This window comes from Candidatus Zixiibacteriota bacterium (assembly GCA_034439475.1).
Taxonomy (GTDB): Bacteria; Zixibacteria; MSB-5A5; order GN15; family FEB-12; genus JAWXAN01.
In genome coordinates, this window is sequence record JAWXAN010000002.1 from 1 (window position 1) to 25,003 (window position 25,003).

17 protein-coding genes and 1 pseudogene are annotated in these 25,003 nt (G+C 49.9%); 2 read left to right on the top strand and 16 right to left on the bottom strand.

The window, feature by feature from the left end; genetic code table 11:
* Positions 1 to 267: 267 nt before the first annotated feature.
* On the bottom strand, positions 268 to 1,320 hold the full coding sequence (gene recA / locus SGI97_00080; protein MDZ4722300.1) for a recombinase RecA: 1,053 nt from the start codon (positions 1,318 to 1,320) through the stop codon (positions 268 to 270).
* Between the two features lie 660 nt (positions 1,321 to 1,980).
* On the opposite strand from recA, the gene SGI97_00085 reads away from it, so the two are divergent.
* Positions 1,981 to 2,637 carry a choice-of-anchor N protein gene (locus SGI97_00085; GenBank protein MDZ4722301.1) on the top strand — a complete coding sequence of 219 codons (657 nt, stop codon included), beginning with the start codon at positions 1,981 to 1,983 and terminating at the stop codon, positions 2,635 to 2,637.
* 82 nt (positions 2,638 to 2,719) lie between these two features.
* Here SGI97_00085 and thpR read toward each other — a convergent pair whose 3' ends face one another.
* Genes thpR through pgsA form a run of 4 tightly spaced genes read right to left on the bottom strand, consistent with a single transcriptional unit; the run spans position 2,720 to position 5,609 of the window.
* Positions 2,720 to 3,283 (bottom strand): RNA 2',3'-cyclic phosphodiesterase, encoded by a 564-nt coding sequence (thpR, locus tag SGI97_00090; GenBank protein ID MDZ4722302.1) that lies wholly within the window; start codon positions 3,281 to 3,283, stop codon positions 2,720 to 2,722.
* Positions 3,280 to 4,521, bottom strand: a complete 1,242-nt coding sequence (locus tag SGI97_00095) for a competence/damage-inducible protein A (protein MDZ4722303.1) — start codon at positions 4,519 to 4,521, stop codon at positions 3,280 to 3,282. The genes thpR and SGI97_00095 overlap by 4 nt, the downstream gene beginning before the upstream one ends.
* 21 nt (positions 4,522 to 4,542) lie before the next feature.
* Positions 4,543 to 5,016: a phosphatidylglycerophosphatase A gene (locus SGI97_00100; protein ID MDZ4722304.1), complete on the bottom strand. Its 474-nt coding sequence runs from the start codon at positions 5,014 to 5,016 to the stop codon at positions 4,543 to 4,545.
* A 5-nt stretch (positions 5,017 to 5,021) separates the two neighbouring features.
* Entirely contained in the window at positions 5,022 to 5,609 is a 588-nt protein-coding gene (pgsA, locus tag SGI97_00105; protein ID MDZ4722305.1) for a CDP-diacylglycerol--glycerol-3-phosphate 3-phosphatidyltransferase, read from the bottom strand.
* 76 nt (positions 5,610 to 5,685) lie between these two features.
* Here pgsA and SGI97_00110 point away from each other — a divergent pair, with 76 nt between their 5' ends.
* Complete coding sequence (locus tag SGI97_00110; GenBank protein MDZ4722306.1) at positions 5,686 to 5,934, top strand: hypothetical protein; 249 nt, start codon at positions 5,686 to 5,688, stop codon at positions 5,932 to 5,934.
* A gap of 184 nt (positions 5,935 to 6,118) precedes the next feature.
* On the opposite strand, the gene SGI97_00115 is transcribed toward SGI97_00110, so the two are convergent.
* The 11 genes and pseudogenes from SGI97_00115 to SGI97_00165 all read right to left on the bottom strand — a co-directional run bounded on the left by SGI97_00115 (position 6,119) and on the right by SGI97_00165 (position 24,773).
* Complete coding sequence (locus SGI97_00115) at positions 6,119 to 6,349, bottom strand: DUF1059 domain-containing protein (GenBank protein MDZ4722307.1); 231 nt, start codon at positions 6,347 to 6,349, stop codon at positions 6,119 to 6,121.
* Between the two features lie 59 nt (positions 6,350 to 6,408).
* Positions 6,409 to 6,606, bottom strand: a complete 198-nt coding sequence (locus SGI97_00120) for a helix-turn-helix transcriptional regulator (protein MDZ4722308.1) — start codon at positions 6,604 to 6,606, stop codon at positions 6,409 to 6,411.
* A gap of 1,131 nt (positions 6,607 to 7,737) precedes the next feature.
* Positions 7,738 to 11,076, bottom strand: a complete 3,339-nt coding sequence (locus SGI97_00125) for a Swt1 family HEPN domain-containing protein (GenBank protein ID MDZ4722309.1) — start codon at positions 11,074 to 11,076, stop codon at positions 7,738 to 7,740.
* A gap of 3 nt (positions 11,077 to 11,079) precedes the next feature.
* Positions 11,080 to 13,974: pseudogene (locus SGI97_00130) on the bottom strand (DUF1156 domain-containing protein).
* A 122-nt stretch (positions 13,975 to 14,096) separates the two neighbouring features.
* On the bottom strand, positions 14,097 to 15,740 hold the full coding sequence (locus tag SGI97_00135) for an ATP-binding protein (protein MDZ4722310.1): 1,644 nt from the start codon (positions 15,738 to 15,740) through the stop codon (positions 14,097 to 14,099).
* A complete protein-coding gene (locus SGI97_00140; protein ID MDZ4722311.1) occupies positions 15,737 to 19,309 on the bottom strand; it encodes a helicase-related protein in 3,573 nt (1,190 codons plus the stop codon). The genes SGI97_00135 and SGI97_00140 overlap by 4 nt, the downstream gene beginning before the upstream one ends.
* Positions 19,306 to 21,480 carry an AAA family ATPase gene (locus SGI97_00145; GenBank protein MDZ4722312.1) on the bottom strand — a complete coding sequence of 725 codons (2,175 nt, stop codon included), beginning with the start codon at positions 21,478 to 21,480 and terminating at the stop codon, positions 19,306 to 19,308. Before SGI97_00145 ends, SGI97_00140 begins: the two co-directional genes overlap by 4 nt.
* Complete coding sequence (locus tag SGI97_00150; GenBank protein ID MDZ4722313.1) at positions 21,477 to 21,842, bottom strand: hypothetical protein; 366 nt, start codon at positions 21,840 to 21,842, stop codon at positions 21,477 to 21,479. The genes SGI97_00145 and SGI97_00150 overlap by 4 nt, the downstream gene beginning before the upstream one ends.
* A 221-nt stretch (positions 21,843 to 22,063) precedes the next feature.
* The gene (locus tag SGI97_00155) at positions 22,064 to 23,506 is read right to left on the bottom strand and encodes a hypothetical protein (protein ID MDZ4722314.1); all 1,443 of its coding nucleotides are present in this window, start codon (positions 23,504 to 23,506) and stop codon (positions 22,064 to 22,066) included.
* A gap of 5 nt (positions 23,507 to 23,511) precedes the next feature.
* Positions 23,512 to 24,486, bottom strand: coding sequence for a tyrosine-type recombinase/integrase (locus SGI97_00160; GenBank protein MDZ4722315.1), 975 nt, complete (start codon positions 24,484 to 24,486; stop codon positions 23,512 to 23,514).
* On the bottom strand, positions 24,483 to 24,773 hold the full coding sequence (locus SGI97_00165) for a type II toxin-antitoxin system ParD family antitoxin (protein MDZ4722316.1): 291 nt from the start codon (positions 24,771 to 24,773) through the stop codon (positions 24,483 to 24,485). Before SGI97_00165 ends, SGI97_00160 begins: the two co-directional genes overlap by 4 nt.
* Positions 24,774 to 25,003 lie beyond the last annotated feature (230 nt).

Sequence of the window (25,003 nt, forward strand, 5' to 3'; positions counted from 1 at the left end):
CGAGGACTGGCCATTCATAACCGAGAAAACGACTTCGCATGGTACTGTAAACTCCGCCCAAAATGAATAACTTACCAACACTTTTTGGCTATTATGCCCATTGCGAGGAGTGCCGTCTTCGGCACGACGCGGCAATCTCAGTTCATCTTCGTGCAGGTCGTCTCTGGCCTGCACCATCTGAAAGATTGCACACCCACTAACAAAAAAGCGGCTCTTTCGAGCCGCCTTTTTTATCAAGCATAAATATGTAACGGCAAAAAACTCGCCCTATTCTCCCCCTTCGGCCGACGACCCGCGACGCCCGATAGCAACGCCGGACTGAATCAATTCGAATTTTATCTTCTCGAAAATCTCAGCCATTGCTGTTGGATTCTCTTCGATAAACTTCCGCGCTGATTCACGTCCCTGCCCAAGCCGGTCAGTGCCGTAGCTGAACCATGAGCCAGCCTTTTCGACAATCCCCTTGTCTACCGCGATATCAATAAGTTCGCCGGTGCGCGAAATCCCTTTACCATAGATAATATCAAATTCCGCTTCACGAAACGGCGGGGCGACTTTATTTTTCACCACTCGCACTCGTGTTCGCGAACCGATAATTTCCTGGCCGTCTTTAATAGCCGCAATACGGCGGATATCCAGACGAACAGTCGAGTAGAACTTGAGGGCATTACCGCCGGTGGTCGTTTCCGGATTGCCGAACATCACGCCGATCTTCATACGAATCTGGTTTATGAAAACAATTGCGGTATTTGATTTGGAAGTAATTGCGGTGAGTTTGCGAAGCGCCTGCGACATGAGCCTCGCCTGAAGACCCATGTGGCTGTCGCCCATGTCCCCTTCAATTTCCGATTTCGGTGTCAGGGCCGCAACCGAGTCGATAACAATCATGTCGACCGCGCCCGAGCGGACAAGTGTTTCTGTTATTTCAAGCGCCTGTTCTCCATTGTCAGGTTGTGAAATAAGCAGGCTGGTGATATCGACACCAAGTGATTTGGCGTAGGTGGCATCGAACGCATGCTCGGCATCAATGAAGGCCGCCACTCCGCCGGCCTTTTGGGTCTCGGCGATCATATGGAGCGTCAAAGTTGTCTTGCCCGATGCCTCAGGACCAAATATTTCAATAATTCGCCCGCGGGGAATTCCCCATACACCGAGCGCGTAATCAAGACCGATAGAGCCAGTCGAGATAACTTCAACATCGGCGATTGTGCCGTCTCCAAGACGCATGATCGAGCCTTTCCCGAAAGATCGCTCAATTTGACTGATCGCGGCGTCGAGCGCTTTCTTCCGGTCGGGTGCTACAGCAGTCGCAGTTGCCATTTCAGGTTTCCCTTTCTTTATTTCGATTTTCGAATATGCCATCGGTTCTCTCATACTATATGTTTTACTTTCTTAAATATATCACATTAAAACTGTCTTCATAATAGTTTACGCGACTGACAGTTCATGTCAGTAAATCTGAAGAGCAGTTTTTGCCCGCCCCGTGCCCACAAACCGTTCCCACTACGTCACCGTGGTGTCGGACGCCCTCGCCCGACACTATAATAAAACTGTCTGGCGGGGGTGCCTGACAGCACAGACTACGTCATTGCGGGCCCCGATTCTTAGAGGGGCGTGGCAATCTCATATTTCCGATATTTGTAGGTCAGATCCCCGCGATCCTGACGTCCTCTCTTCGTATTGTAGCGATTCCGCCGCAGCGGACTGTGGTTCAGCGATTCTTTTCTCTCTTCCGTCAGTTTTGCACACTTTTGCCGCAAACCAGTAACTTGCTTGCATATATTGCTTAATGGATTAAATAGAACGTGAGGTTAAAAACATGAGAACAATCGCAACTCCTTGTCTAACAAATACATAATACGGACTCAAATCATCCCGACCAACTCAGGGCAATCTTTTCCCTCTGGTATGGTAATTGCGGTACTTGACTTAGCTAAATATGAACTTTCTTAAACATTTTAGACATGTAAGGACCATGAAATGAAAATTAAATTCCTGACCGCCTTGCTGACACTGGCGGTTTCCACCTCGGCCTTCGCTGTACCTGGTCTCCAACTGTACAGCCCCGATGCCACTTGGGACGCCCTGACCGAAACTTGGGTCACTGATCAAAGCGAATTCGAGCTTTGGGTAGTTTGCGCCAACCTGAATAAGGGTCAATTGACCAATGTCACACTCGTCGCCTCTTTGGCAAGCGGAGATGTCGCGATCAATGGCGGTCTTGAAATCACCAACTCTGCGGCTGTAACAACAACCAAGAATGCGGGCGATTGGCTCTTCGGCACACCGGCAGCTCTTAGCCCGCACGGTATTTTCCCGACCTTGTACACAACCTACCTTGCTGCTGCAACCACCTCCTCACCGTATGTAAGCGTTTTGGATTACAATGGCGATCCTGGTGGTGGTGGAAGCAATGCCTTTGGTAACGTTTTCAAGTTCACCATCAAATCGGGCTATGCCTCAGTCCACTTTGACGCATTCGCCACCAACAGCGCCGGGAAATCAATCTTTGCTCCCTATTCGCACGATGCCCAGTCCACCCCCGGCGATCAAGTTCCGGAACCGGCTTCGATGCTTCTCTTCGGCCTTGGCCTCGCTGGCGCTGGCATTGTCCGTCGCATGAAAAACTCCAAGTAACTTTCGTAAGTTTACTTCCTTACAAGAAAAAGCGGCTCGTTCAGAGCCGCTTTTTTATTGGCGATATCGATGCAATTTCAGATTAGTTGCTCAGTCGAACTGAGTGAAGCGTCCCATATATCGAACCGCGAGAACTGAGAGTCGACTGAATCAGAGATAATTCCCCAAAAGTCACAATCCGATCTTCGACTTGGTACTTCCCTATAAATTCAAGATGTTGAGCGTTAAGCAGAGATTGATCTTTGACTCGTCCAAGAGTAAGATGTGCTTTGAACGGTTTGGTCCCAGGCGGAAGGCCAAGTTCCCTTACTGCGGTTTCAATCGAGCCTGCCAGAGCTGACATGCGCTCTGTCTGACCGCTCAGACCAACCCAAATAACACGCGGGGATTTCAGTGTAGGAAACCCACCGACCATCTTCAGCGAACACTCAGCGGCCTTGTACCGCATGGCAACCGACTCGAGCATGCCATTCAGCGACAGAATTAGTTCTGGATCTGTATCTCCAAGAAACCGAACGGTCAGATGGAGATTCTCAGCCGCCACCCAACTAATACGTATCCCCTGCTTCTTGCAGTCATTCATTATATAGGCGAGATATTTCTTGGTCTCTTCAGGGATAGTCAGGGCAATAAAAAGACGGATCATGATTTCAGGTCGAGGATTTCACGGCGGAGAATCTCAAGAGCCGCGTAGCTTGCGCGGGTTCGGATCTGAAATCTATCAGTCCCGAAGTTAAATTTTTTGGCGTAAGCCGGTTGGGACGAAGCCAAGGCGATGAACGTGGTTCCGACAGCTTGTCCTTCGCTGCTATCCGGCCCGGCGACACCAGTGACAGCAAGCGCGTAATCACTGTTGAATCGCCCCCGGGCTCCGACGGCCATCGCAATGGCGCATTCTTCCGACACTGCTCCATTTGTATTGATTACTGTTTCAGAAACATTCGACTCACGCATCTTTACCTCATTGGTATAGGCGATAACCCCGCCGAGAAAATATTTCGATGAGCCAGCTACTGTTGTAATCAGCATCCCAAGTTGGCCGCCGGTGACAGATTCAGCAACCGCGAGCGTTTTATCATTGTCCTTAAGAAGCTGGCCGATGATACCCTCGAGCGTGTCAGTATCACGGCCATATATATATTTCCCACACCCCTTTTCTAAGTGACGGATAAGAGTCTGCGCTTTTTTGTCGGTCTCTTCCTGGCTGTCGCCGGTAACAATCACACGAAGGTCCACACCGCCATACGACGGAAGATAGGCAAGACGAACATTCGGCTCAATTTTCAGTTTTGGCGCGATCAACTCGGCTAATTTCGATTCAGGCGCGCCGATAGTTCGGAGTTTGATAATCGTCGAAAAACTTTTGACCATATTCTTTTGTAGGAAGGGAATGACCTCGTCCTGCAGTATCTGTTCCATTTCACGCGGGACACCCGGCAGGGAAATAAAAATCCGGCCGTTTTCCTGAATACATATCCCGACCGCTGAACCGGTCTTGTTCGGGAAAAAGATTGCGCCCTGCGGAAGCAGTGCCTGATTTTGATTGATAGCCGGATTTTCTATCCCGCGTGCGGCATAGCGGCGATTCATATCTTCAAGGATTTCTTCATGGAAAATGAGATTTCGTTTGAAAACTTTTACTATCGCGCGTTTGGTCAAGTCATCGTCTGTCGGCCCGAGTCCCCCGGTTGTGATGACAATCTCGGCCCGTTTCAGGGCAATACGAAAGACCTCTTCCATCGACTCGACCACATCGCCGACCGATGACTTATATTTAATCTGAAGCCCGATATCGGTCAATTTTCGGGCAATAGTCGATGAGTTGGTGTCGACTGTGTGTCCGGTTGTGACTTCATCCCCTATTGTAATTATTTCAACGGTCATATCAATAGATACATCCTATTTTTACTTCCCTGCGACCAGAGGATAACAGAGAAGCCAGACATGCAGCACGATATTACTTTGCAGTCCGGCGACAACATCGTCCATCGTGATGCCGAGTCCGCCATTGAGTTTCTCGCTGGCTCGCGCCGGTGGCAATTTAAGTACATCGAGGATACGAAATATCACAAAGGCCGCAATATAATTTCCGAGCGAATACGGAATAAACAGTATCGCCATAAAATATCCGGCCCATTCGTCGATGACAATCTTTTTGCTGTCATGTCCCATATATTTTTCCGCAAGTCCTGCCGACCAGACCGAAATGCCAATTGTCGGAAGGGCCACGAGTAGCAGGAGAAGATCGTTATCGCGGATGAAAAAATAGGCGATCAGAAAGGGCGGCACTGTTCCCGATGTCCCAGTCCATGGCCCGACATATCCCGAGTACAGGCCCGTGGCAACTGCGGTAACCAGTTTTTGTTTTGTCGTCTGCATACGGCCTAACGTAATACCGATTTAATCATATAGAAATATTTTATGACATAGTCAATCCCGGTCCAAACCGTAATCACAGCGGTCGCCCAGAGCATCCAGTTGAAATATATTTGATAGTCGAAAGTAAAATATTTCAGCGCATCACTTTGGTAATGGACAAGGCCGCTGATTATGGTAATGTATGCCATGACCACCCCGACTGCGGTCATTTGCAAAAAAGTTTTGAGCTTGGCGGCCCAAGTCGGCGGAATAACCACTCCGCAATAGGCCGCAAGCAGGCGCAGACCGGTTATCAAAAATTCGCGTCCAACAATCAGCACAACCGGTAACGGAGAAAGCACACCGAGGGCGATAAAACTGATTAAGGCTGATGAGACCAAAATCTTGTCCGCAAGCGGGTCCATGAATTTTCCAAAGCCTGTGATAATACCATATTTGCGGGCATAGTAGCCATCGGCGAAATCAGTAAGGGCTGCCACGATGAACAACGCCAGCCCGATAAGTTTGGCATAGAAGTTATCGACGACAAAAAAGAACATGAACAGTGGAGAGAGCAGGATGCGCAAGAGCGTCAGAAGGTTGGGCATATTCATGGAATGCCAAGGTAGGGCTGCGCCCGTAGAGTGTCAATTACCAAAGATTTGACCATGGTTGGCGTACGTCCCACCTGTGGCGGACTCGAAAGCATCGTGCGCCAACAAATTCCCCAGCACGTCATTGCGGGCAGGCGGCTTCTTAGGAACGACCCTCCACGGCGGGCAGGCGCGGCAATCTCATGTTCTCTTTATTGTCCCTCACCCTAATCCTCTCCCTCTCGTAGGCGGAGGGGAGCAGAAAGATCACACCGCAAGCGGTGTGGTACAAGATATGGAGGACAGTCTCGCAACGACAGCTTTAGGAAAGCTAATCAATTGGTGAGGTCGTAGGTCGCATAGGAGATAAGGCCAAGGAGCGCGCCAAACAGAAGTGCGTGCGTCCACACCGACACTTTCTCCACTACGCACTAATGGGGAGCAGTATATTAGTTCTAACATAGATTTCCTTTAAAGTTAGTTAATGTGTTCCGACCCTAAACAAAAAACGCCATTCAGTGTTTTTTGTTTTACATAATCGGAGCTTCATTATATCTCTTTTCGTATTCTGCCATCATAGCCTTCTGTTCTTCTGGTGAAGCATTCATCATTTTGGCAACAGCAGCTTTATGAGCTTCATCGCCACTATTCATTTGTTCCTCTACATGAGTTCTGCAATTATGACCTATCTCTTCAAATGAATTTCCAGTGATCTCTTTATCACAAGGACCACCAAGATCTTTACAAGTTATTTTCTTCATATTTTTTACCTCCTTTCTTAATAATTAGTATTAGTAATTAGCCTTTTTTTTATATCACATTATTTCAATAAATCTTTCATAGAAACGCTGAGTGCTTTGGCGATTTTGGCAATCATTTGAACGCTCGGCTTTTTTACAAAATCGCCTTCAATTTTGGTAAGTGTTGTGTGCTTTACGCCGGATTTTCGCACCAAATCGTCCTGGGTGATCCCCAGTTTAGTTCGATACTTCTTAATGTTTTCACCAATTGTTGCCATAGTTTCAAAACTTTGATATCGTTGACTTGTGTTATACTTTCAAAGTTATGATATCAAATAACTTAGATTTTCTCAATCCCCTTAAGAAAAAGTTTTCTTCTGGCCGTCCCGCAGTAGCGGGACAAAGACAAAACATTCCGATTTGAAGGGCAAAAGGGCTGACGAGCCCTCGCAGAGGGCGAGCCAACAGAAATATTTTCCAATTGGCGGAGAGGTAGGGATTCTCCCAAAGCTACCACTGGTAAGATTATGACAGCCAAGAAATTACGTCGTAATCCATTAAAAGGCAACAAGTTTGAATGTTTGTATTCCTTTGTCTCGGTTGTCACTCTTAGTGCTCTCTTTTCTCCATTTGGTCACAAAATGGTCACAAGACAAATGTCTGCTCATTTAGCTCGTGGTGACAAAGGTCGTCACACTCGATTAATAGGCTTCACTGAATCTTAAAAATCATCTCAAGGATTGTCTAAAAAACGGTATGGAATTTGTTCGCAAACCTGACCTGCCCCCGTTAGTTGTACCACTTCCAATGTTAGTCATGCGATAGCCAAAGTCAATGGGTTTGGGGGCTGGATCGCCTCCGGTGGTGGGGGTCGGCTAACTCAGTAACCCGGAATCTGTCGAGTTCTCATCAATAAAACCCAAGATGTCCGCGGCTCCGAGCGCTCGCAAATTGGCAGTCTCGGGGCTGATAAGAGTATATAAGGGCTTTCCCGTAGTTGCAATTTCTTTGGCCAAGGATTCGGTTTTACTGTCCGGTGCGGCATAGGGAATAAAGAAGGCATTGGCGAACGCGACAATATGACGGTTCCGAAATTCAGACGTTCTGGCTGTGACGCGTCTGACATCGTCCGGAAATTGGGATTGGAGAATTAGACGGCCTTCGGCAATCGGTTTTTTCCAACCCGTGGGAAATCGGTATCCATTCGTCGAACGTGCTGGACAAACAATTATCTTTTGTGTCCCGCGCAGTAACATTTTCAGGCACCGTAAGCATCCCCGTTTTCGAGTGCGTTTTTGTTGGAATCTTCTGCTGAACTCATGGCCAAATATCGCGAGTAAGAGGCGATTTTCAAAGGGGATTTTGCAGTTTAGTGATCAGCGTGTTGGTTGAGGCTGGGCTAAAATCAACTATTCCTTCTCAAACCCCTGACTGGAAAACTTCAGTGTCCTACTATTTTCCGTAACTGTGCGAACAACATTATCGGGAACACCGGAAGGAATTTCAGCTTCTACTTCTAGGGTAATCATGACTTTGGAGCCTACAAGTCCGGTTAGATGTGCAATCACTTCGTCGGCAATTCTGCTCGCGTCGCGACCTACTCGTTCGGCATCGAGTGTAACGGTTCCGTGAAAGCGTTTAGGCCGGGTCGCAACTGGTTGAGCCAAGTTTTCAGTATGAATAGCGTTGCCCTTGTTCTGTGAATCGCCCGCGCTCGTGGGCTGAGTTGATTCTGAATTGTTTGCAAGTATTGCAGCGTCTGCATTGAGCTGTTTTAGCGCCACTTCCGGTTTTACTAACAATCCAGGAGAATCTGAATCAAGTGAGGAAATACCTTGGCCTCCACGCAATCCTCGGTAGCGGCCGGTAGATTCATCGAAACTATCGGCGAATGCAAAACTCTCCTGCTGCCAAGTCAGAAGAGCCATGCCGTCCTGAATTGCAGCCATAAGTACAGAGGGCTCTTTGAGTCGTGAGAGGTAGATATACCGAGCAAAGTCTTCGGCAAGTTGTTTCACCGGGACATGGTCTCCTCTCCAAAGGGGAATTTTATCGAGCTCCATCTTAAGTCTAGTGGCGGCAAATCCCGTAAGAAGGAGTTCATCGTTACGCAGTTTCTTACTGACGCGAATAGCAAGGGGGTCGGATCCTGTGAGCTTGAGAGATTGCCATTCAATAGCAGCTTTAGGGTTGGATTGCGTCGGAACTAATAGCCATTGATAAGTTTCTGGAATACGCGAAGTGACAACACTATCAGCGGCAGTCTTCTGTGCCTCTGCCTGCTTCGCTTGTTGTGGGTCAAGGTTTAGTGTGAGCTTCTCTGTAAGAATTGAATCCCACGCAAGGTACTTGCGCGCCGCTTCGTCCAAGTCCTGCAATCGTGTCTTGTCAGCGGCGAGAAATACGAGCGTGTTGCGATAGAGTCTCGGAGTATTACCGCGCGATTCGAGAATTGCCTTTGCTGAGGCTTCGGCCGCATTCGCTTGCTCTTTCGTAAAGGGATGATCAATCGAAAGCACAATCAGTCTTGCATCAAGGTCGTCTGGAACATCTTGCCCCGAAAGAGGCATGGGGTGAATGCGGTTGAAGTCCCCCATTTTGCGTAAGTCCGCGCGCAACCGCTGGTTTAGTTCGTGAACAACTTTGTCGGGGTCACGCTTTAGTTGCTCGGCACGGTCTTCTGCAAGCTTAGTAACGGTGGGTTGTGTGGAATACCAGTAACGGGGACCATCCTGATAAAGATAAGTCGCCGCACCGGCGAGCCTGCGAAGTGCGTCTCCAAAAACTGTCGGTGATTCACCCGGCATGAGACAACCCAGTTTTATTCTGCGCTCTTCAAGGCCGCGATGTGCCGCTTGAGTCAGAGGCGCAGAACCCATGTAAATTGTTCGCGCCACACGGCGGCACGCAGAAAACTTGCCTAGGTTAGGCACGTCGCTGTCCATGCGGAGTGGTAATGAATTCGGACCATCAACATCTTTCTCAATTACGGGAACCCAATTGTCTGAGAGATATCGCGTAAGTTCGAACTGCACGCGTGGGTCATCAATGGAAACGTTGGCCGGTAAGATTAGGGGATTTTTGTCCCCCTTCTCCCAGAGACTGTGAATAACTGCGGCCATTAGTCGGAGCACTCCCCGCGTACGCTGGAACTTAACTAAGGTTGACCAGTCGGTGTAGAGACGGTCGAAAATTTCGGGGTGAATGGGATATGCTGCTTTGATGCGCTTTTCGTAATCCGAATCACGACACTCCGGTGGAAACTCCTGATGTTGCGTTCGGTAAAAATCAGCAAATGCTCGTGCCACGACATCGCGGTCTTTGAATTGAGCCGGGTCTGAAAGCGGTTCAAAGAGGCGTCTTCGTACAATCTCGAACCCCTCCTCCGCGCTGGCTGGACGCCATGATGATTCCACGCGGCCAACTACGTTCCGCAGTCGGTCTAAGGCTTCTCTACCTCGTTGTCCACCGACTTCAACGTCGTCCGCATGTGTGTGCGGAGATCCTTGAGTGTCAGAGGCCGGAAGGCTTATAACAAGCAAACAGTTACTAACAAGTTTGGCTGATTCAGTGAGCACTTGGGCAAAAGTAAATTGTGTTTCAAACCCTCCTGCAGGAAGGTCGCTTTGGTCGTGCAGTTGCCTTGCATATGCTACCCACTCATCAATCAAGATGAGGCACGGTCCATACTCTTTGAACAACTCCCGCAATACGTCCCCTGGACTGGTTGCTTTTTCATCGTCGGCTTTGATGCGGGAATATGCTTTCTTGCCTCCGAGCTGCCAGGCCAGTTCGCCCCAAAGGGTGTGGACAATTGTCCCGTCCGGTTTTGTAGAGGGGTTTCCGGGGGAAATCTTGTTTCCAACGAGGACAACTCTTCGAGCTGTCGGAAGAGTTTTGGCTTCAGCCTCTTTCATCACCGCGTCGATTCCAGAAAGCTCGTTAGGAGCAATCCCTGAAAACAAGTGATAGAGAGCCAGCATCGAGTGGGTTTTGCCACCACCAAAATTAGTCTGGAGTTGGACTACGGGGTCGCCGCCCCTACCGGCAAGACGACGCACTGCTCCAACCAGCATGGATTTCAAGCTTTCTGTGAGGTATGTGCGACGGAAAAACTCGACCGGATTCTTGTATTCGTTTGTCCCCTCCCCCAAATGCACTTGCCAAAGGTCGGCTGCGAATTCAGCCTGCTGATAGAGTCCACTTGCAACGTCTTTGTGTGGAGTAATTACTTCTCGCCAAGGCTTAAGGTTGCTTGCAGCACCACTTTCGATTGCTATTCCGGCGCTCTTGCGTTTCTCCCCTCTTACTTGCTCATCAAACCGGAGACGCAAGAGCTCCATCTTCGTCGTTTCAATTTCAGTTGCCTGCTCAGCGGAAACTGCGGTTAACAGTCGGCCTATGGAGTCAAGGGCTCGATAGGCGTCATCGGTGGAAAAAGTGTCCTGATGTGCCCAACGGTTTCGAATGTCGCGTAATTCGCTTACTAGTGAACGTTCAGCATGACCAAGAGTTTTCTTAAAGACTGCATTCCAATGATTCGAAGTGACAGCGAGGATCGCTTGGGTATCCCATCTTATGGCACCAGTATTTTTGACAACCAAGTGGGCAGCACGAATACTCTCACGTGCATCATCTATCCAAGAGTCGCCGAAGTTTGATTTCATCTCCCGCTCAATGAATGGGAGGAGGCCGAGGTTTAGTAACTCCAGTGCTTTGCCGACTCGTTCATGATTAGTGATAGCCATAAACTAATTCTTCTCCTCGCTGGCGAATAATCCCGTTTGAACGCCGCGGGGTTTATTCCCCTCTTGGGCGAGGCGCATTATCTCTGGCCAGCTTTGCACGAGCGCGTTGTACGAAAGCGCTTCTGATGCGCGCTTCTTGCGCTCGCAAAGTGTGTATAGGCGGTAGCATAGTTCGCGGGCGGTTTCAGCTTTGGTGCCGAGTTTTGCCGCGAGAGCTGCGGCCGTACGTTCGCCACCAGATTCGAGAACTCGAATCAAGTGGTGGACCATTTCCCAATTCGTTAAACGAGAGTCCTTTTCAGGGTCCCATTCGCTTGGTAATTCACTCGGTTTTAGCAAGCGCACCTTTCCTCTACTCGAGGACAATATTCCTGCATCTACAAGGCCAGCAACGCTTGTATTCTTGGCTTTCGATAGTATCTCTGCGACGCCATACTCCCCCTCATCGAAACCGGACTGCTCGAACCAGGCAAGCGCCCAGCGGCTGTCTGCATCGAAGTCCCCTTCCTGTTCGGCTAGTGCCTCGTCGAGTGTTTGATTTATGAGCGACAGCGCGTCGCGGACTGAAAGTGACTTTCCTTCGGCATCGAGCACCTTAGAATAGCGGGTGTAAATTGCCATGCCCGGACCAATGGCCGCTTGTGCCAAATCAACTGGTGCAATGTTGCCGCCCTGTAAATGAATGAGAGCTTTAGGCAATTCGCTCTTGAGCGCAGTAACTAATTCTCGTCGTGTTGCGCTGGGTATGTTGTCTGCTTTCTTGCGGCACACTATGACGATGCTGGATGCTAGGGCGTTGCGTTTAGTTTTGAGATTGCCGGTGTATTCGGTTCTCATTGGCCAGGTACCGCTGATATTGAAACCTGCCCGAATTATTGCATCGAGAAAAGTGTCCCAGCCAGTACTGGCAGTACCTATATCATCATCAGTTTCGGCCTGTCTGAAAGCATAGTAAATGGTGACCGGGAAGGCTGGATGCGCCTGTTCGGCTAGTCGATGCATTGCCTGTGTCATGCCATTAAGAAAGAATGTTTCAGCTCCTGCTTTGCCATCATGACGATAAGCGAAAGCTACGAGTTCCTCAGCTTTTGGTACTGTGACTGTAGCAAAGAGGTCAGGATAGATTGCCGACAGAGAACGACGTAGCCAGACGTAGAAAAAATCCGACAAATCCGCATATGGAACGTTGTCGAAGTACGGAGGGTCGGTGGAGATTACCTTTGAAACTCCAATTTCTTGTCGTTGTGCGTCTGCTTGTGAAGCCGAGCCTGGTGTGCCAAGGCCGAGTGCAAGAAGCATCTTTGCGGCCTGCTCAACTCCGAGCATGAAATTCCCGGAAGATTCACTCAGGGGATTTGCTTCCGCGTAGTCCCAGACCATAGGAATCGCTTGTCTCCCGAATGTTGAGACCATTTTCTCTGCTCCATTATGCCAGGCGCAAACAGATGACCAGTAGTTAGCACCTTTGTCTACTGCGAAGGCAAGGTACACTGCGAGTGCGTCTTCATATGCAGTTGCGGTTGTGCTTCCATCAGCAAGGCGGTGACCGTCGTCGGCTTGACCGGTAGCTATAGAGTCGTCCCTCACCCGCTCTCGCATTTCACGCACAAGGTCGGAAAGAGTTGTTAACGCAAACAATTGACGATTAGTGAAGAGGTCGGAAAACTTAGTCATTCCGTAGGGTTTTGCGCCGAGGTATTGCGTACTGCCTGAGATTTCAACATCGGGTATCCACCTTGGTTTAACTTGGCCAACGATGGTCTCATGCTCTAAAGTTGGTGCGAGATAAACTCGCCCGCGCTTTCCTTCGGCAACAATCGCCATTAGTCTCGAACCGATGCGTCCAGCCTGCCCTTCTGTTTTGATGTAATCGCCCGCGATTGGAGTTCCAGACAATAAACAAACGAAATTTGCTCGCGCGAGTTTTGTTCCTTTACTCACGGCTTCCACGTCCTTCGGGTTGCCTGCTTTCACCGTGAAGTGATAGCTACTGTTTTCAATTACTGGTTCGACATACGCCTCTTTACCTGCTTTTGTTGAAAGCATAAAAGTGGAAACGAGCGGCACATCCACATTGGCAAACGCGGGGTTTGGGCTTTTTACCGTTCTCGCCCAGAGCCAGGCGATCACAGTGAGTTTTTGGCCGACGTATTTTTGCAAATCCGGTCGTTCTTTTGCCATCTCGGTCGTAATTTCTATCTTGGGATACAAATGGCCGATACGCTTCTCCGCTTCGTCACGCATCCATTGGCCGTAATAGCGGACATCTTCGGCGAGTCCCTGTGCACCCTTCCACTGGCGACCCAATTGTCCAGAGGTGGTCTTTTGCCGCCATTCAGGATTGACAGGCTGACAGCCGGAAAATTTGGGCGGGATTTCGATCATCGCTTTGTTAATCAGCACGGCGACCGGATTCAGATCGCTGGCATACGCTTCAAGTCCGAGCCGCTGGGCTTCAAGCGGCAGGGAACCGCCGCCCGCGAACGGGTCATGGAAGGCCGGGAGTTTGCTGGGATCGAAGAGCTCTTTGGCGCGAGGATGATCTTTGTTGTCGGCGCAGGTATAGCGCCAGCTCTGCCAGATTTCTTCGCGCGCCATCTGAAGTACTGTTTCGTTTGTCGTGTTTTCCCACTTGACCAGTTCTTCGATAATTTTGAAAAGCCGCTGGCGTTCCTTCTCTTACTCCTTCTCGGTCGGGAACAAATCTGGATGCGCTGACGGGTCATCTACCATCTGTGCAAAGATAACTGCTCGCGCAGCTGCCAACGGTCGTCGCGCCCACCAAAGGTGGAGGGTGCTGGGATGCCCATGCCGGATGGATTTCTCCCGTGCCGACGCAATATTGATTGCCTCTAGTGGTAGAGCTACTTCGATGAGTTTTTTCTTGTATGCAGTCATTTTATGGTTTCCAAATAAGTAATAAAGGGTGTTCCATATAACTCGTTGCCTTACAACGCAATATATGACATTCGAGCTTTCTATGGTTCATTTCTATGGCTCACTAAATCTCTTTATGCCAGTCAATCGCCAGCTCGCCCGGCATGGTTAGCGATATACCACCGAGCCCAGCGACGTTCACCTACGAGTTTTACACGACCATCTCGCCGCAACTCATCCAACAGCCTCCTGATTGCGGCCCGCGACAGTGCTGGCAAGACCTCTTGTAATTCGGCCATCTGGCAACCAGAATCTGCGTGATCGCGAAGATGGTAAAACAAAAGTTCCTTGTTTGCTTCACGATCAAGACCGCGCCGCCGCGTGTACGCACTACGTTCTCCAAGCTCAGCGTGAAAACGCCTACTCAGAAGATAACGGGTACCTCTTCCGCGGCCAACACTCTCAATGACACCCAACTCAGAGAGCTGGTGCAATTTCGGTCTCAAATCCTGAGGAATATCTGCGGCGCGATGAATCAGATCTAAAATCAGCAGATCCCGAGTGTCAAATGAGATCTGTGTTTCACTTGTAACGCTATCGAGAAACCGAACGAATCGCCCGTCCTGCACTTGACCACGCAAAGTTAGCGAGACCTGCCACTCATCAGTGTTTGTAAAATCTGGCAAAGCCTTTCCCTCGCGAATGCATGATTCGAAGATACGGTTCGCACCCTGGCCGGCGCGCTCTACGAGGCCGCAGCGCGCGAGTGCATCGGCGATACGACGATTTCTGGGAAGCTGGCGATCAAGAATGTTGTCAGTAGTAATACCTTCCGGGAACCCCCCTGGACTCACGATTTCAATCCGCTGAGTAATTTGCCTCACAAAGATTGAACCGGCGTGCCTGTAGTCGCGATGCGCCACAGCGTTAAGGACTGCCTCACGGATAGCGCCCTGGTTGAAGGTCGGAATGTCTATCATGAACAGTCCGTCCTGATAGTGCTGCCGGTCATTGCGCAAATTGACCAACTCCCACAAGCGGTCGTACCAGAGGAAAAAACCTTCTCTAAACTCTTCCCGCTGAGCTGCAGGACCTGCCGTTTCAGATGACCGATACTCGAAGATCAACTCTGCTTGCGCAAGAAAACGGCCAACTGCCACTCGAGTACCCAGGAGCACTAAGGCCGCGTAGGAGACGCCTTCATCGGATACCAGTTCGGCATCACGAAGCAGCTGTTCCACTGAACACTGGAGGATATCCTCACGCGCTGCCTTAATGTGCCAGCGACGGCGAAAATTCTCAATCGCCCCCGAATCGAGGTCGGCGATTGTAGCGGCTGGGCATATCTGGGCGGAGAAGTCTGGACCCGCCTCGTCGAAGATCCGCCGTAGTTGGTCGGGAGTCATCGGCACCAAATCTTCGCCGGCGCGCATCCAGTATGCTCCGTCTACCGGAATGGGCAATCCAACGGGATGAGCAGGCGCTGTAAATACAAGGATTCGGCCGTCTCGGTGCTGAATTTCATCTACGTCAATCCGCAACCGCAGCTTTTCAACCAGCCCGGCCTTGGTATGCTCAGTATTCCCGAATGCGGTCGTTCCGATAACAAGTCGAGGTTTTCTGTCGGTCACGCCTAAAACGATTGATCCACCGCCCTCATTGGCAAGCGCGGCGCAGTATTTCACGAGCTTCTCAAAGTGGAATTTATTCCTTGCCTCTTTGAACTCGAGGTGCTCGTTCTCTCTCTGGAGAAGCCATTCGTCGATTTGGTGCTCAGATACAGTCATCGGGGCCCCTCCGCTCGTGCTAGTAGCTCAGCAAAGTCATAGTTCACGCTTGTCACACCAAAGTCCGGTTCCCGGCGGAATGGCTGGCGAAGATAGTGAACATGGTGAGTCTCTTCGTCGATGAATTCGACTATAGCGAGGAGGAAGTCTTCAGGTTTGTTCAATGAGTAGAGAATCTCGTTGCGAGTGACTGTAATAGTCTGAGCACCTGTGATGCGACCTTTTACCTCGATGAACCTCAGTTTTCCTGTTCGCGGGATTCGACTCTCAATGTCGTATCCAAGCTTTTCTAGTTCTCTATCAGTCGGCTCAAAGCCAAGTTGTTTCTCAATTTCCATAACAATTGCTCGCGCCCTCGCAGCGCTTGCTTGCGTGTCAGTAGCTGTAACTGAAGTTAATTTCTTTCTTCCTTCCATGAGCGCAAGGAGTCCTATTGGTACTACCAACAGGCCGCCAAGGACTACAGGCGGGAGTGGTGAAATTTGGGCTTCAAGTTTGAGCTCTTCGAGTCTCTTTTGCAGGCGTCCCTGCAAGTTATCTGCGCGTTTGCGCGCTTCGCCAGAATTTAGCTTTGCGTTAGGCTTGCCTGCCTGCTCTTGGAGCTTAAGTTGCTCTGCCCTGTGATCCCAATAGGTAATTTCTTTGGTGAGCCGGTCTTTGACTGCGGCTTCTGTTTTGGCGATTAGTTTCAACTTTCGGTCGCGTATCTCATGTAAGTGCTCTGGAACGACGCTTGCAATAGCATAGCCCTGAGCTTGTTGTTCAAGGTCGCGAGTGATCCATACGCACTCGGGCCGGTCTAAAATTGTGTTGGTCGTTGGCTCCCCTTCTGCTAACGGGCGATAGTCAAGATACGGAGCATAGTGAACATTGTTCATCTTGCCGTTAGAATCAACTTCGACGTAGAGCATTCGCTTTGAAACTACTCTGCGGTCCCCAATGCGGGTGATGCTGGCATCTTGAATTGCATGTTCGAGATAGAAGAGAACGCGCGGCTGAGTGCCCAAGTCACGTTCATCAACTAGCACTGCACCGCGCTTAAGGAGATCGCGGTGACGTTCTAGTGTGAGGTCGATTACGGAATCAAGCAGCGGATGGCCGGGACAGACAAACGCAGCTAAGGCTTGCCTCTGCGGCGCAATCAGCGCCTTTTCAAAGGCGATGCGTTCATAACGTGGCAGCACCGGCTCACCAATACCAATTAGTCGGTCGCGATTTCGTATTGGTGCAGGGACGTGGGTGATCTCGTAGCGACGCGGTTCACGCTGCTTAAATGTTCCTCCGAGTTGGCGAAAAGCTTCTTGAAAGAAAGATTCGATATAGTGAGGTTGAAGGCGTCGCGCTTCAGCACGTTCCATGTCTTCGCGTATGCGATAAACTCGGCTAACATCCATTGAGTCATGAGTCAAAGATCGTTCTTCCAAAAGTTCCTGTAATTGCTTGTGGTCAAAGGCGTGCTCGAGTACAGTTGTGAGTCGAGCCCGGACTTCTGGTTGGTCGCCATAGCGAATAGCCTCTATCAGCAAGTCTCGAAGCGGTCTCCCCTCAAATTGGAGCTTGCCTAGTACATCAAATACTTGGCCGCCGAGAGACTGGCGGGCTTGCTCAAGTTTCTCAAGAAGTTTTCTATAGACGTCGCCCTCACGGGTTTCTTCGGCGACTAAATTCCAGAGGTGGCATACCTCGGTCTGACCAATGCGATGAATCCTTCCGAATCGCTGCTCAATTCGATTAGGATTCCACGGGAGATCATAGTTTACCATTAAGTGAGCTCGCTGGAGATTAATTCCTTCACCTGCAGCGTCTGTGGCGAGGAGGACTTGTACCTCAGGGTCATGTTTGAAAGACTCTTGCATTTTCATGCGTTCTTCACGACCCATTCCCCCGTGAATGGTGACCACAGCTTCTTTTCGACCGAGTAGCGTAGTGATGCGATTTTCGAGATATTTAAGTGTATCTCGATGTTCAGTGAAGAGGACTAGTTTTTGGTGTGGTGATGAAACCGGTTTTTGGGTTTTCGTAGAAGCATGGGACACAATTTCAGCAGAAGAAGTATCGCCATTGGTTGTGAATATCTCATTAAGTAGATTTGCCAGCTCACGCCACTTTGTGTCGGTTCCACTTCGGCAAACTCCTAGGGCGAGAGCTTCAAGTGTCTTGAGCGTCTCAAGTTCTATCTTCAATTCGGTAATTGAACGAGCGGCAGTGGCTTGATCTAAAATCTCCCCTTCTGTCGCCTCAACTTCGTTATCCGGAGCGTCCTCAAGGTCCTCTATATCCTCGGAATCCAAGGATGGACTTTCTGGACTGGTTACAGGTGTCGCTATATTGCCGCGCTGGAGAATCTCCAATTCCCGAAGGCGACTCTCGAGACGTTCTCTTCGCCTGCGCAGTGACTGGTAAATAGCTTCCGGAGACGAGGCAAGACGGCGCTGCAATATGGTTAAAGCAAAACCTACAGTGCCTGCGCGTTTATCGTTTTCGAGTGCTTCCGCCCGGTTGAATTCTTCGCGCACATAGTCGGTTACCACTTTGTAAAGGTGCGCCTCGGCTTGCGAAAGTTTGTATGCAACTGTGTAAGCTATTCGTTCCGGAAAGAGTGGTGTACCGTCGAATTTGATCAAGTTCTCCTTTACCATGCGTCGCATCAAATCCGATACGTCGGTTACATGAACGCCGTCGCGGAACCGACCCTCGAATCGGTCACCATCTAACAGGGCCATGAAGAGTTGAAAGTCATCTTCTTTGCCGTTGTGAGGCGTAGCGGTCATCAGGAGGAAATGGCGCGTGAGACCAGATAAAAGCTGACCAAGGCGATAACGCTTTGTGTACTTGGTCTCTCCTCCAAAAACTGAGGCGGACATCTTGTGAGCTTCGTCGCAGACAACCAGATCCCAATGGCAATCGGGTGCCTGAAGTTTCAACTGGACATCCTCATTTCGCGACAGCTTATCGAGCCGCGCTATTACTAGATTGGTTTCTAAGAACCAATTGCCGGTACGAGCGGCCTCAAGCTTATCGTTAGTCAGAATTTCAAACGGTAGATGGAATCTGCGGTAGAGCTCGTCTTGCCATTGCTCGGCCAAGCTACCCGGACACACGACTAAACACCGCTGAAGGTCTCCGCGAGCAATCAGCTCTTTCATCAGGAGGCCCGCCATGATGGTTTTACCTGCTCCTGGGTCATCAGCTAGTAGGAAACGAAGTGGCTGCCGTGGCAGCATGGACTCGTACACAGCTGTTATTTGATGTGGAAGGGGATCGACAACGGAAGTGTGGACTGCGAGTACTGGGTCAAACAAGTGCGCTAATCGAATGCGTTGGGCTTCTGAGACAAGTCGAAAGAGTGCACCGTCACCATCGAAACTCCACGGTCTCCCGTGCTCAACCAGTTCAAGGCGCGGCTCATCGTGGCGATACAGCAATTCGTTCGCAACTTTTCCTGTAGAAGTCTTGTAGGTTAGCTCTAAGGCTTCAGAGCCATACCATTGGACGTTCACGACAACTACCGTGGCGTCTGGAACGATGCCACGAATTGCGGCATGTTGCTGGAGTTGCTCAAGTTTCATTGCTGTTGATGGGTCCCGAGGTTTGGCAAAGCTAGTCGGAGCGAGACCGTGTCAGCTTTTACATCGCGAGTGGAAATTGTTGGCCCCGATCGGGTCCAGGCTTCGAGTTCAATCACCACTGTTCGTTGAGAATTGTCTTTCGGGCGAAGTTTTTTGGTAAGCAATTGGCCAAAGCGTTGATCATGAGTGGAAATGCAAACCTGTCTCGAATCCTTCGCTCGCCTTAACAAGTCAATTAATCCCAATAAGTTTATGTCATCTAAACTCTGCAATGGATCGTCCAGAATTACTACGTCCAAAGGCGGTGATGTGACTCCAAGATTCAAAGACAAAAATACGCACACGGCCAGAGCGTTCATTTGTGAACTGGACAACACAAGTCCAGGGACGTCGCATTCGACTTCCTGCGTGGGGTCCTTTACAACTGCGGACAGTTGCCCATGTCCGTGTGACAGATTCGTAAGAAAGCTAACTGCCCTGAAGGCAGGATGAACATCGATTCTGCCGTAGTAGTTGCTTAGCAATGGTTCAATTTCGCTGATTCGCGCAGACACGACCTCCAATGCTGTCTCTCTGAGACCTGAGATGATCTTGCTGGCCAGGTCCCGAGTTTTGGTGAGTCCGCTGACTTCCTCATCAATTCTGCTTAACCTATTTCGAGTGGACTCAATCTCCTTCTCCAGTTCCTGGATTGCAGCAGAATCATGTGATCGCGCAACACGCAGCGCCAACCGTTCACCTAGCTCTTGGGCTTGCGTGAGCCCCCCTATCGTGGATTGTGTCTGTGCAAGGGCTCTTGTCACCACATCGCTCAGCTCGGATATGGTGTCCTGGGTAAGATTAAGGCTGGCCCATTGGTTCGTTATTCGTTCCTCTATCTGTGACCTTTCTGTAGCCAATTGGTTAGCGCTAAGTAAGTCCTGATTGGCAATCGTGAGCAATCGCTCTTGACTGGATAGCTCATTTAGGAGCAATTCAGTTGGGTCGGAGTGCTCCGGCAACTTGCTGGTATCGGAACTGGTTCTCAAGTAGTTCTGCAGCCGGTTCCGAGTAGTGGGGATGTTATACGACTGATTACAAACAGGGCAAAGATCGCCCAAATGTTGAAGAGCGAGCTCGGCAAGAGCACGCAACTGCTCCTCTCGCTCCTTCAATTCCGCCTGAGCCCTTCTATGGCGTGATGCCAAATCTTGTGCCTCGATGAGTCGTTGCCGAGTGGTTTCTATCTGTGATCGAATGTTGGTAACTGCCGCAAGGAGAGGTTCGATTGTCGGGACTTGGAACTGCGAGAATGCGTTGATATCCGCTAGAAGCTTTAGCAGCTGATCTGCGCGCCGCTCTGCGGCCCGGCGGGCTGCGTCAATTGCCTTAATGGCGGAGTCAATAGCTGCCGAAGCATTTGTGAGGTCGACAGGATGGTCCGGAATCATAATTCCTAGATCGCGGATCGAACGCAACCAATTCTCAAAGTCGACGGGAGCAATGACATTGTCTTGTGCTGAGACTGATGATCTGATTTCAGCCAGTCGAGACTCCATAGAGGACAATCGAGCTCGTAGTGGCTGGGTATCGGACATTTGCGCGTTTATCGATTTGCTCCAAGCGAACCTTTCCCTCTCGAGATTTGCCTGAAGTTCAGTCACTCTTCCTGCTCCCACTAGTTCGCTGACAGCATTAAATCGCTCGTTCTTATCAGTTGAGTCGATGAACTCTCTTACCAGGTCTTGCTGAAGATAGACGGATCGCGTGAGCACTGTAGCAAGCGCCTCGAAAGGGTTCGACACAAGGGCTGCCTCCGGCCAAATTGTCGAAATAAGATTTCCCTCGGCTTCAGGTCCATGAATCAACCTGCCGTCACCCAGGTCAACAGAAACTCTTGATTTCTGACCATCGAATGTCCGGGAGATGGCCACGGTTGTATTTTTTGTGGTTGATCGGAGTTTGAGAACAGTCCTAGCTTGGCCAGTTCTGGCGAATTTAGACACGACTGCTCCCTCATTGCCCTTAAAACGTGGGATCGCCCCTGTAATAGTCCAAAGAATCGCGTCAAAAAGAGAGGTTTTCCCGTTTCCGTTTGGACCTAAAACGATTATTGCCTGTGCATCTAGGTCGATGATGTATTCATCAGTGAACCCTCTGAAACCGGACAACTCAAGAGAAACTAGCCTCATTCTTCTCCCCTAATGTTGTGCAAAGCTTCCAGAAGAGGTTTATTCTCTCTAAATGCTCTTAGCAATACGCCGGTATAGCGTTTACCAATGTCCTTCTTCTGCAGTAGTTCTGGAAGAAGATCAAGAGTTGAGTGCTGAACAGAAATCTGGTCCTGACTCAACGGAAGAAGTGGCCTCAACACTCGTTCGACATCTCCAGCCACCGTCAAATCATCGCCAGTTGCGACGAGTTTTCTCAATCGTGTAGTGTCTCTCCGAATTGCTTGAATCTCAAGGTCTCCGGATGGCGCAATACCCGCGGTGAGCAGTATAAGATAGCCGTCCCAGACTTTCGACTCACCCACGCCCAGCTGCTGTGACATGACATCTACTAGCGAGCCCTGCAGAGCGGACCAAGAGTCTATAAGCTTAGCGCAAGTGGAAAAGGCAGCAATACCAATTATTGAGTACTGATCTTCGAATAGCCGGCGGACCGTCGTATCCCATTCAGGAAACGACTTTTGCGCACGTGTATATCCGCAGTTTTCTAACACTCCAGATGCGGTGGAAATTAGCTCCGCTAACGTTAACGAACTGGACTGACTCATAAAGCTGTGACCATTGTGCAATCAGTTGGATTGGCCCTTAGATTTTCGAGATGATGAAAGTGAAAGTCTAAAGATGGTAGCATAATGTTCTCCTGCGAATCCCCGGTGACGATGTCTTTAGGTACAGGAACTTGAGGTCCAAGACCATCTCGAGTTCCGGCCAAAATAGCAGAGTTTGGAGCCATCGATCTACCACCGAGGCGTCGCCGGCGCGTCTGGATTTCTGCTTCTACTACGTTTCGGCTCTTCGTTCCCTTGCCTGATGCAAAGATACAGACAGCCTTGATCGATTTGCCCCGTTGAAATTCAACAACGCCATCTTCTGACATGACTGGTGTCGTGTTAGTGACTCTGGCGATCATAGCAATACCAAGGAGGAGATCGGAGATATATTCATCATTTTGCGCTATGTGTTTTAGAAAGCTCTTGTTGTGCAATAACCACATTGCTCGCACTGACCCAAAGCCAATGAGGCCGATGTTCAGGATTCTATCCAACAGCGGTTGGAGGCTTTCCTGGGCGATGGATTCCCGAATGCGCATCTGTTCCGTTGTGGTACGTAGCTTGAAAACTTGCTCTTCCAGTAAACGTGTTGAGAGATACTCCATGAACTGGCACCAACCTGCGTTGATGAAGTGAGTTTCTGGCAATTGGAGTTCTTTGAAGTAAGGCGAATTTGCGGATGGTCCAGGGTCGACTTGATAAATGTTATAGGTTCCATTGGAACCTTGAATTGCGGCGCGAATAAGCTTGGTAGTGGTGATAAGAACGGTGGCAGGTGTGCCGAGCCCCGCAAACACAATAACGGGAGTGGCAAGCACCTTGGCCGTTATAACCGGTTGCCAAGTATTGTTCCAACCCGATTCGATTACTTGGGACCTGAGCACCCAATCCTCAGGATTGCTGTATACGTTTCCGTGAAGGTAGTACAGATTTACAATGCTCTGGTCCCCAAAGCAATTTGGGCCATCAATAATGGCAACTTCCTTTTCAACGCCAAGCTGGCCGATTGCGTAACTGAAAGCTAAATCGAAATTCAGCGTCACGATTGAAGCTATCGCGCCTTCTGAAAGCATGGCGGCAGCCAACAGGTGTCCTTTGTTAGGAGTCGGAGTCTTCAATGAAGGATACTGAGAAATCAACTGATTTACGAGATGCCGCTGACTACCACCATGTCTGGCTGCGACTGCGTCGGCGACGCACGAAAGATCCTGCGGATCAGTGCATTCACCATCCACTAGATAGCCGTCCGCGAGAAGGCGAGCATGGCTCTCTTTCGCCCAATCTCCCGAAAGTGGGATTGAAGTTGGCTCCTCAAGTGAACAACCGGCTCCAGCAACTATTGTAATCTTTCCACCACCGGTCGCAGCAACAGCTTGGTTCAGTTCCGGAGGTAAATCCAGTGCCGTATCCTCAGTTAATGCAAAATTAGTTGTCATTCGATCTAGTAATTCGCAAAAAAGGACGCTGCCTTTTCTGGGTTGTATCCTCGTCTATCGTATAGCTTTGTTGTCGACGGGTCAGCGTGGCCAACTGCTTCTTGAACATCTTCCAGATTGGCCCCGTTTTCAAGAGCCGTCGTGATAAACGTCGCTCGCATAGAATGTGCAGAATACCCCCGGTCTACTCCAAGAGCTTTTTTGGCAAACTTGCGAAGAATGCGGTCAATTACATCGGCATTCAAGAACCTTCGTTCTAACAAGTCTGGACTATTCGACTTTACCGGCCTAAAGAGTGGGCCCTCGAAGTCCTGACCGTGGCCGGCGGCTTCAAGATATTCGCGAATTCTCTGTGCGCCTTTAGGATGAATAGCAAGTGAGTGCTCATCCCCCCCCTTACGGACAAGGCGAAGTGAGGGATATCCGGCGTTGGTATGAAGTGAATCTACTTTGAGACTGGCAATCTCTGAACGCCTGCAATCGACTTGGAAGCCGACCGACAGAATCGCTCGGTCGCGAAGTCCAGCAAGGGTGTCTGATTCGGGCGCGTCGAGTATCGCCCTGGCTTCCTTTGGGGAAAATGCGGCCATTGTCCCCTTCTTGCGGTTAATGCGCGGCCTTTTGATTTCTCTTACAGGATTAATGTCTGCGGCTCGAACATGCACAAGATGATTAAAGAGACTGGAGAGCGCTGCCAAGCGGCGGCGAATCGTTGACGGCTTGGCGTTTTGGTCTTTCATCGCGTGCTGCCAGGCAATGACGGCCGCCCGGTCAACCTGGCGCAAATCTTCGCGAGAACTAATACCGATGGTCTTTACAAAATGAGGTGCGTCTTCGCGGTAATCTCGGCGAGTCTGCTCACTCTGCTGTGAAGCAAGCCAGAGCTCTTCTTCCGGAATTGCAGACAAGAGATTAAGAGTGGTGACGGTGATTCCGCTTTGCTTTTTGCGAATAGATGCATGAAGAGTTCGCGAGCTCAAGAATTCTTCCCCTTCAATCTGCCACTAGCTTCCCTGCCCCTACTTTCAGCTCGCTTCAATACGGCTGCTCTAAGCTCATCCCAGTCGGTCTTGGTCATTGGACCAGCACTGCCGCTTTCCATCCCTTCAAGTAAGAGAAGCTCGAGGCGTTCCTGGGCTGCCCTTTTCTGGTGGTCGCGGATTAGGCTCCGAAAATACTCACTGACGTTTCCGTAGTCGCCACCCCTAATCTGGGACTCAACGTATTTCTTGAGTTCGTCGGAAAGGGAAATATTGAAACTTGCCATCGGTTATTACCTCCAAGTTCTAATATCGGCTAAATGGCAATAGATGTCAATAGTTTTTGACATTTTCCTTGCCGAATGGTTCCAAACCCGATCCTATAAGTCCACATGATAAACGGGATTCTCACGTACGAAATGTACTTAATGGTTCCACCATTTCCTTTGGTCATCGACGGTTTTCCGCAAGTCCCAACGATATATGTGATATGTCGCAATAGGTATCAATATGTATC

Bases quoted from the DNA above. Each gene is read 5' to 3' on its own strand.
- SGI97_00145 (MDZ4722312.1), bottom strand. From the start codon at position 21,480: ATGAGGCTAGTTTCTCTTGAGTTGTCCGGTTTCAGAGGGTTCACTGAT.
- thpR (MDZ4722302.1), bottom strand. From the start codon at position 3,283: ATGATCCGTCTTTTTATTGCCCTGACTATCCCTGAAGAGACCAAGAAA.
- SGI97_00125 (MDZ4722309.1), bottom strand. From the start codon at position 11,076: ATGGCTATCACTAATCATGAACGAGTCGGCAAAGCACTGGAGTTACTA.
- SGI97_00150 (MDZ4722313.1), bottom strand. From the start codon at position 21,842: ATGTCACAGCAGCTGGGCGTGGGTGAGTCGAAAGTCTGGGACGGCTAT.
- SGI97_00085 (MDZ4722301.1), top strand. From the start codon at position 1,981: ATGAAAATTAAATTCCTGACCGCCTTGCTGACACTGGCGGTTTCCACC.
- SGI97_00135 (MDZ4722310.1), bottom strand. From the start codon at position 15,740: ATGACTGTATCTGAGCACCAAATCGACGAATGGCTTCTCCAGAGAGAG.
- SGI97_00120 (MDZ4722308.1), bottom strand. From the start codon at position 6,606: ATGGCAACAATTGGTGAAAACATTAAGAAGTATCGAACTAAACTGGGG.
- SGI97_00155 (MDZ4722314.1), bottom strand. From the start codon at position 23,506: ATGACAACTAATTTTGCATTAACTGAGGATACGGCACTGGATTTACCT.
- SGI97_00115 (MDZ4722307.1), bottom strand. From the start codon at position 6,349: ATGAAGAAAATAACTTGTAAAGATCTTGGTGGTCCTTGTGATAAAGAG.
- pgsA (MDZ4722305.1), bottom strand. From the start codon at position 5,609: ATGAATATGCCCAACCTTCTGACGCTCTTGCGCATCCTGCTCTCTCCA.
- SGI97_00165 (MDZ4722316.1), bottom strand. From the start codon at position 24,773: ATGGCAAGTTTCAATATTTCCCTTTCCGACGAACTCAAGAAATACGTT.
- recA (MDZ4722300.1), bottom strand. From the start codon at position 1,320: ATGGCAACTGCGACTGCTGTAGCACCCGACCGGAAGAAAGCGCTCGAC.
- SGI97_00100 (MDZ4722304.1), bottom strand. From the start codon at position 5,016: ATGCAGACGACAAAACAAAAACTGGTTACCGCAGTTGCCACGGGCCTG.
- SGI97_00095 (MDZ4722303.1), bottom strand. From the start codon at position 4,521: ATGACCGTTGAAATAATTACAATAGGGGATGAAGTCACAACCGGACAC.
- SGI97_00140 (MDZ4722311.1), bottom strand. From the start codon at position 19,309: ATGAAACTTGAGCAACTCCAGCAACATGCCGCAATTCGTGGCATCGTT.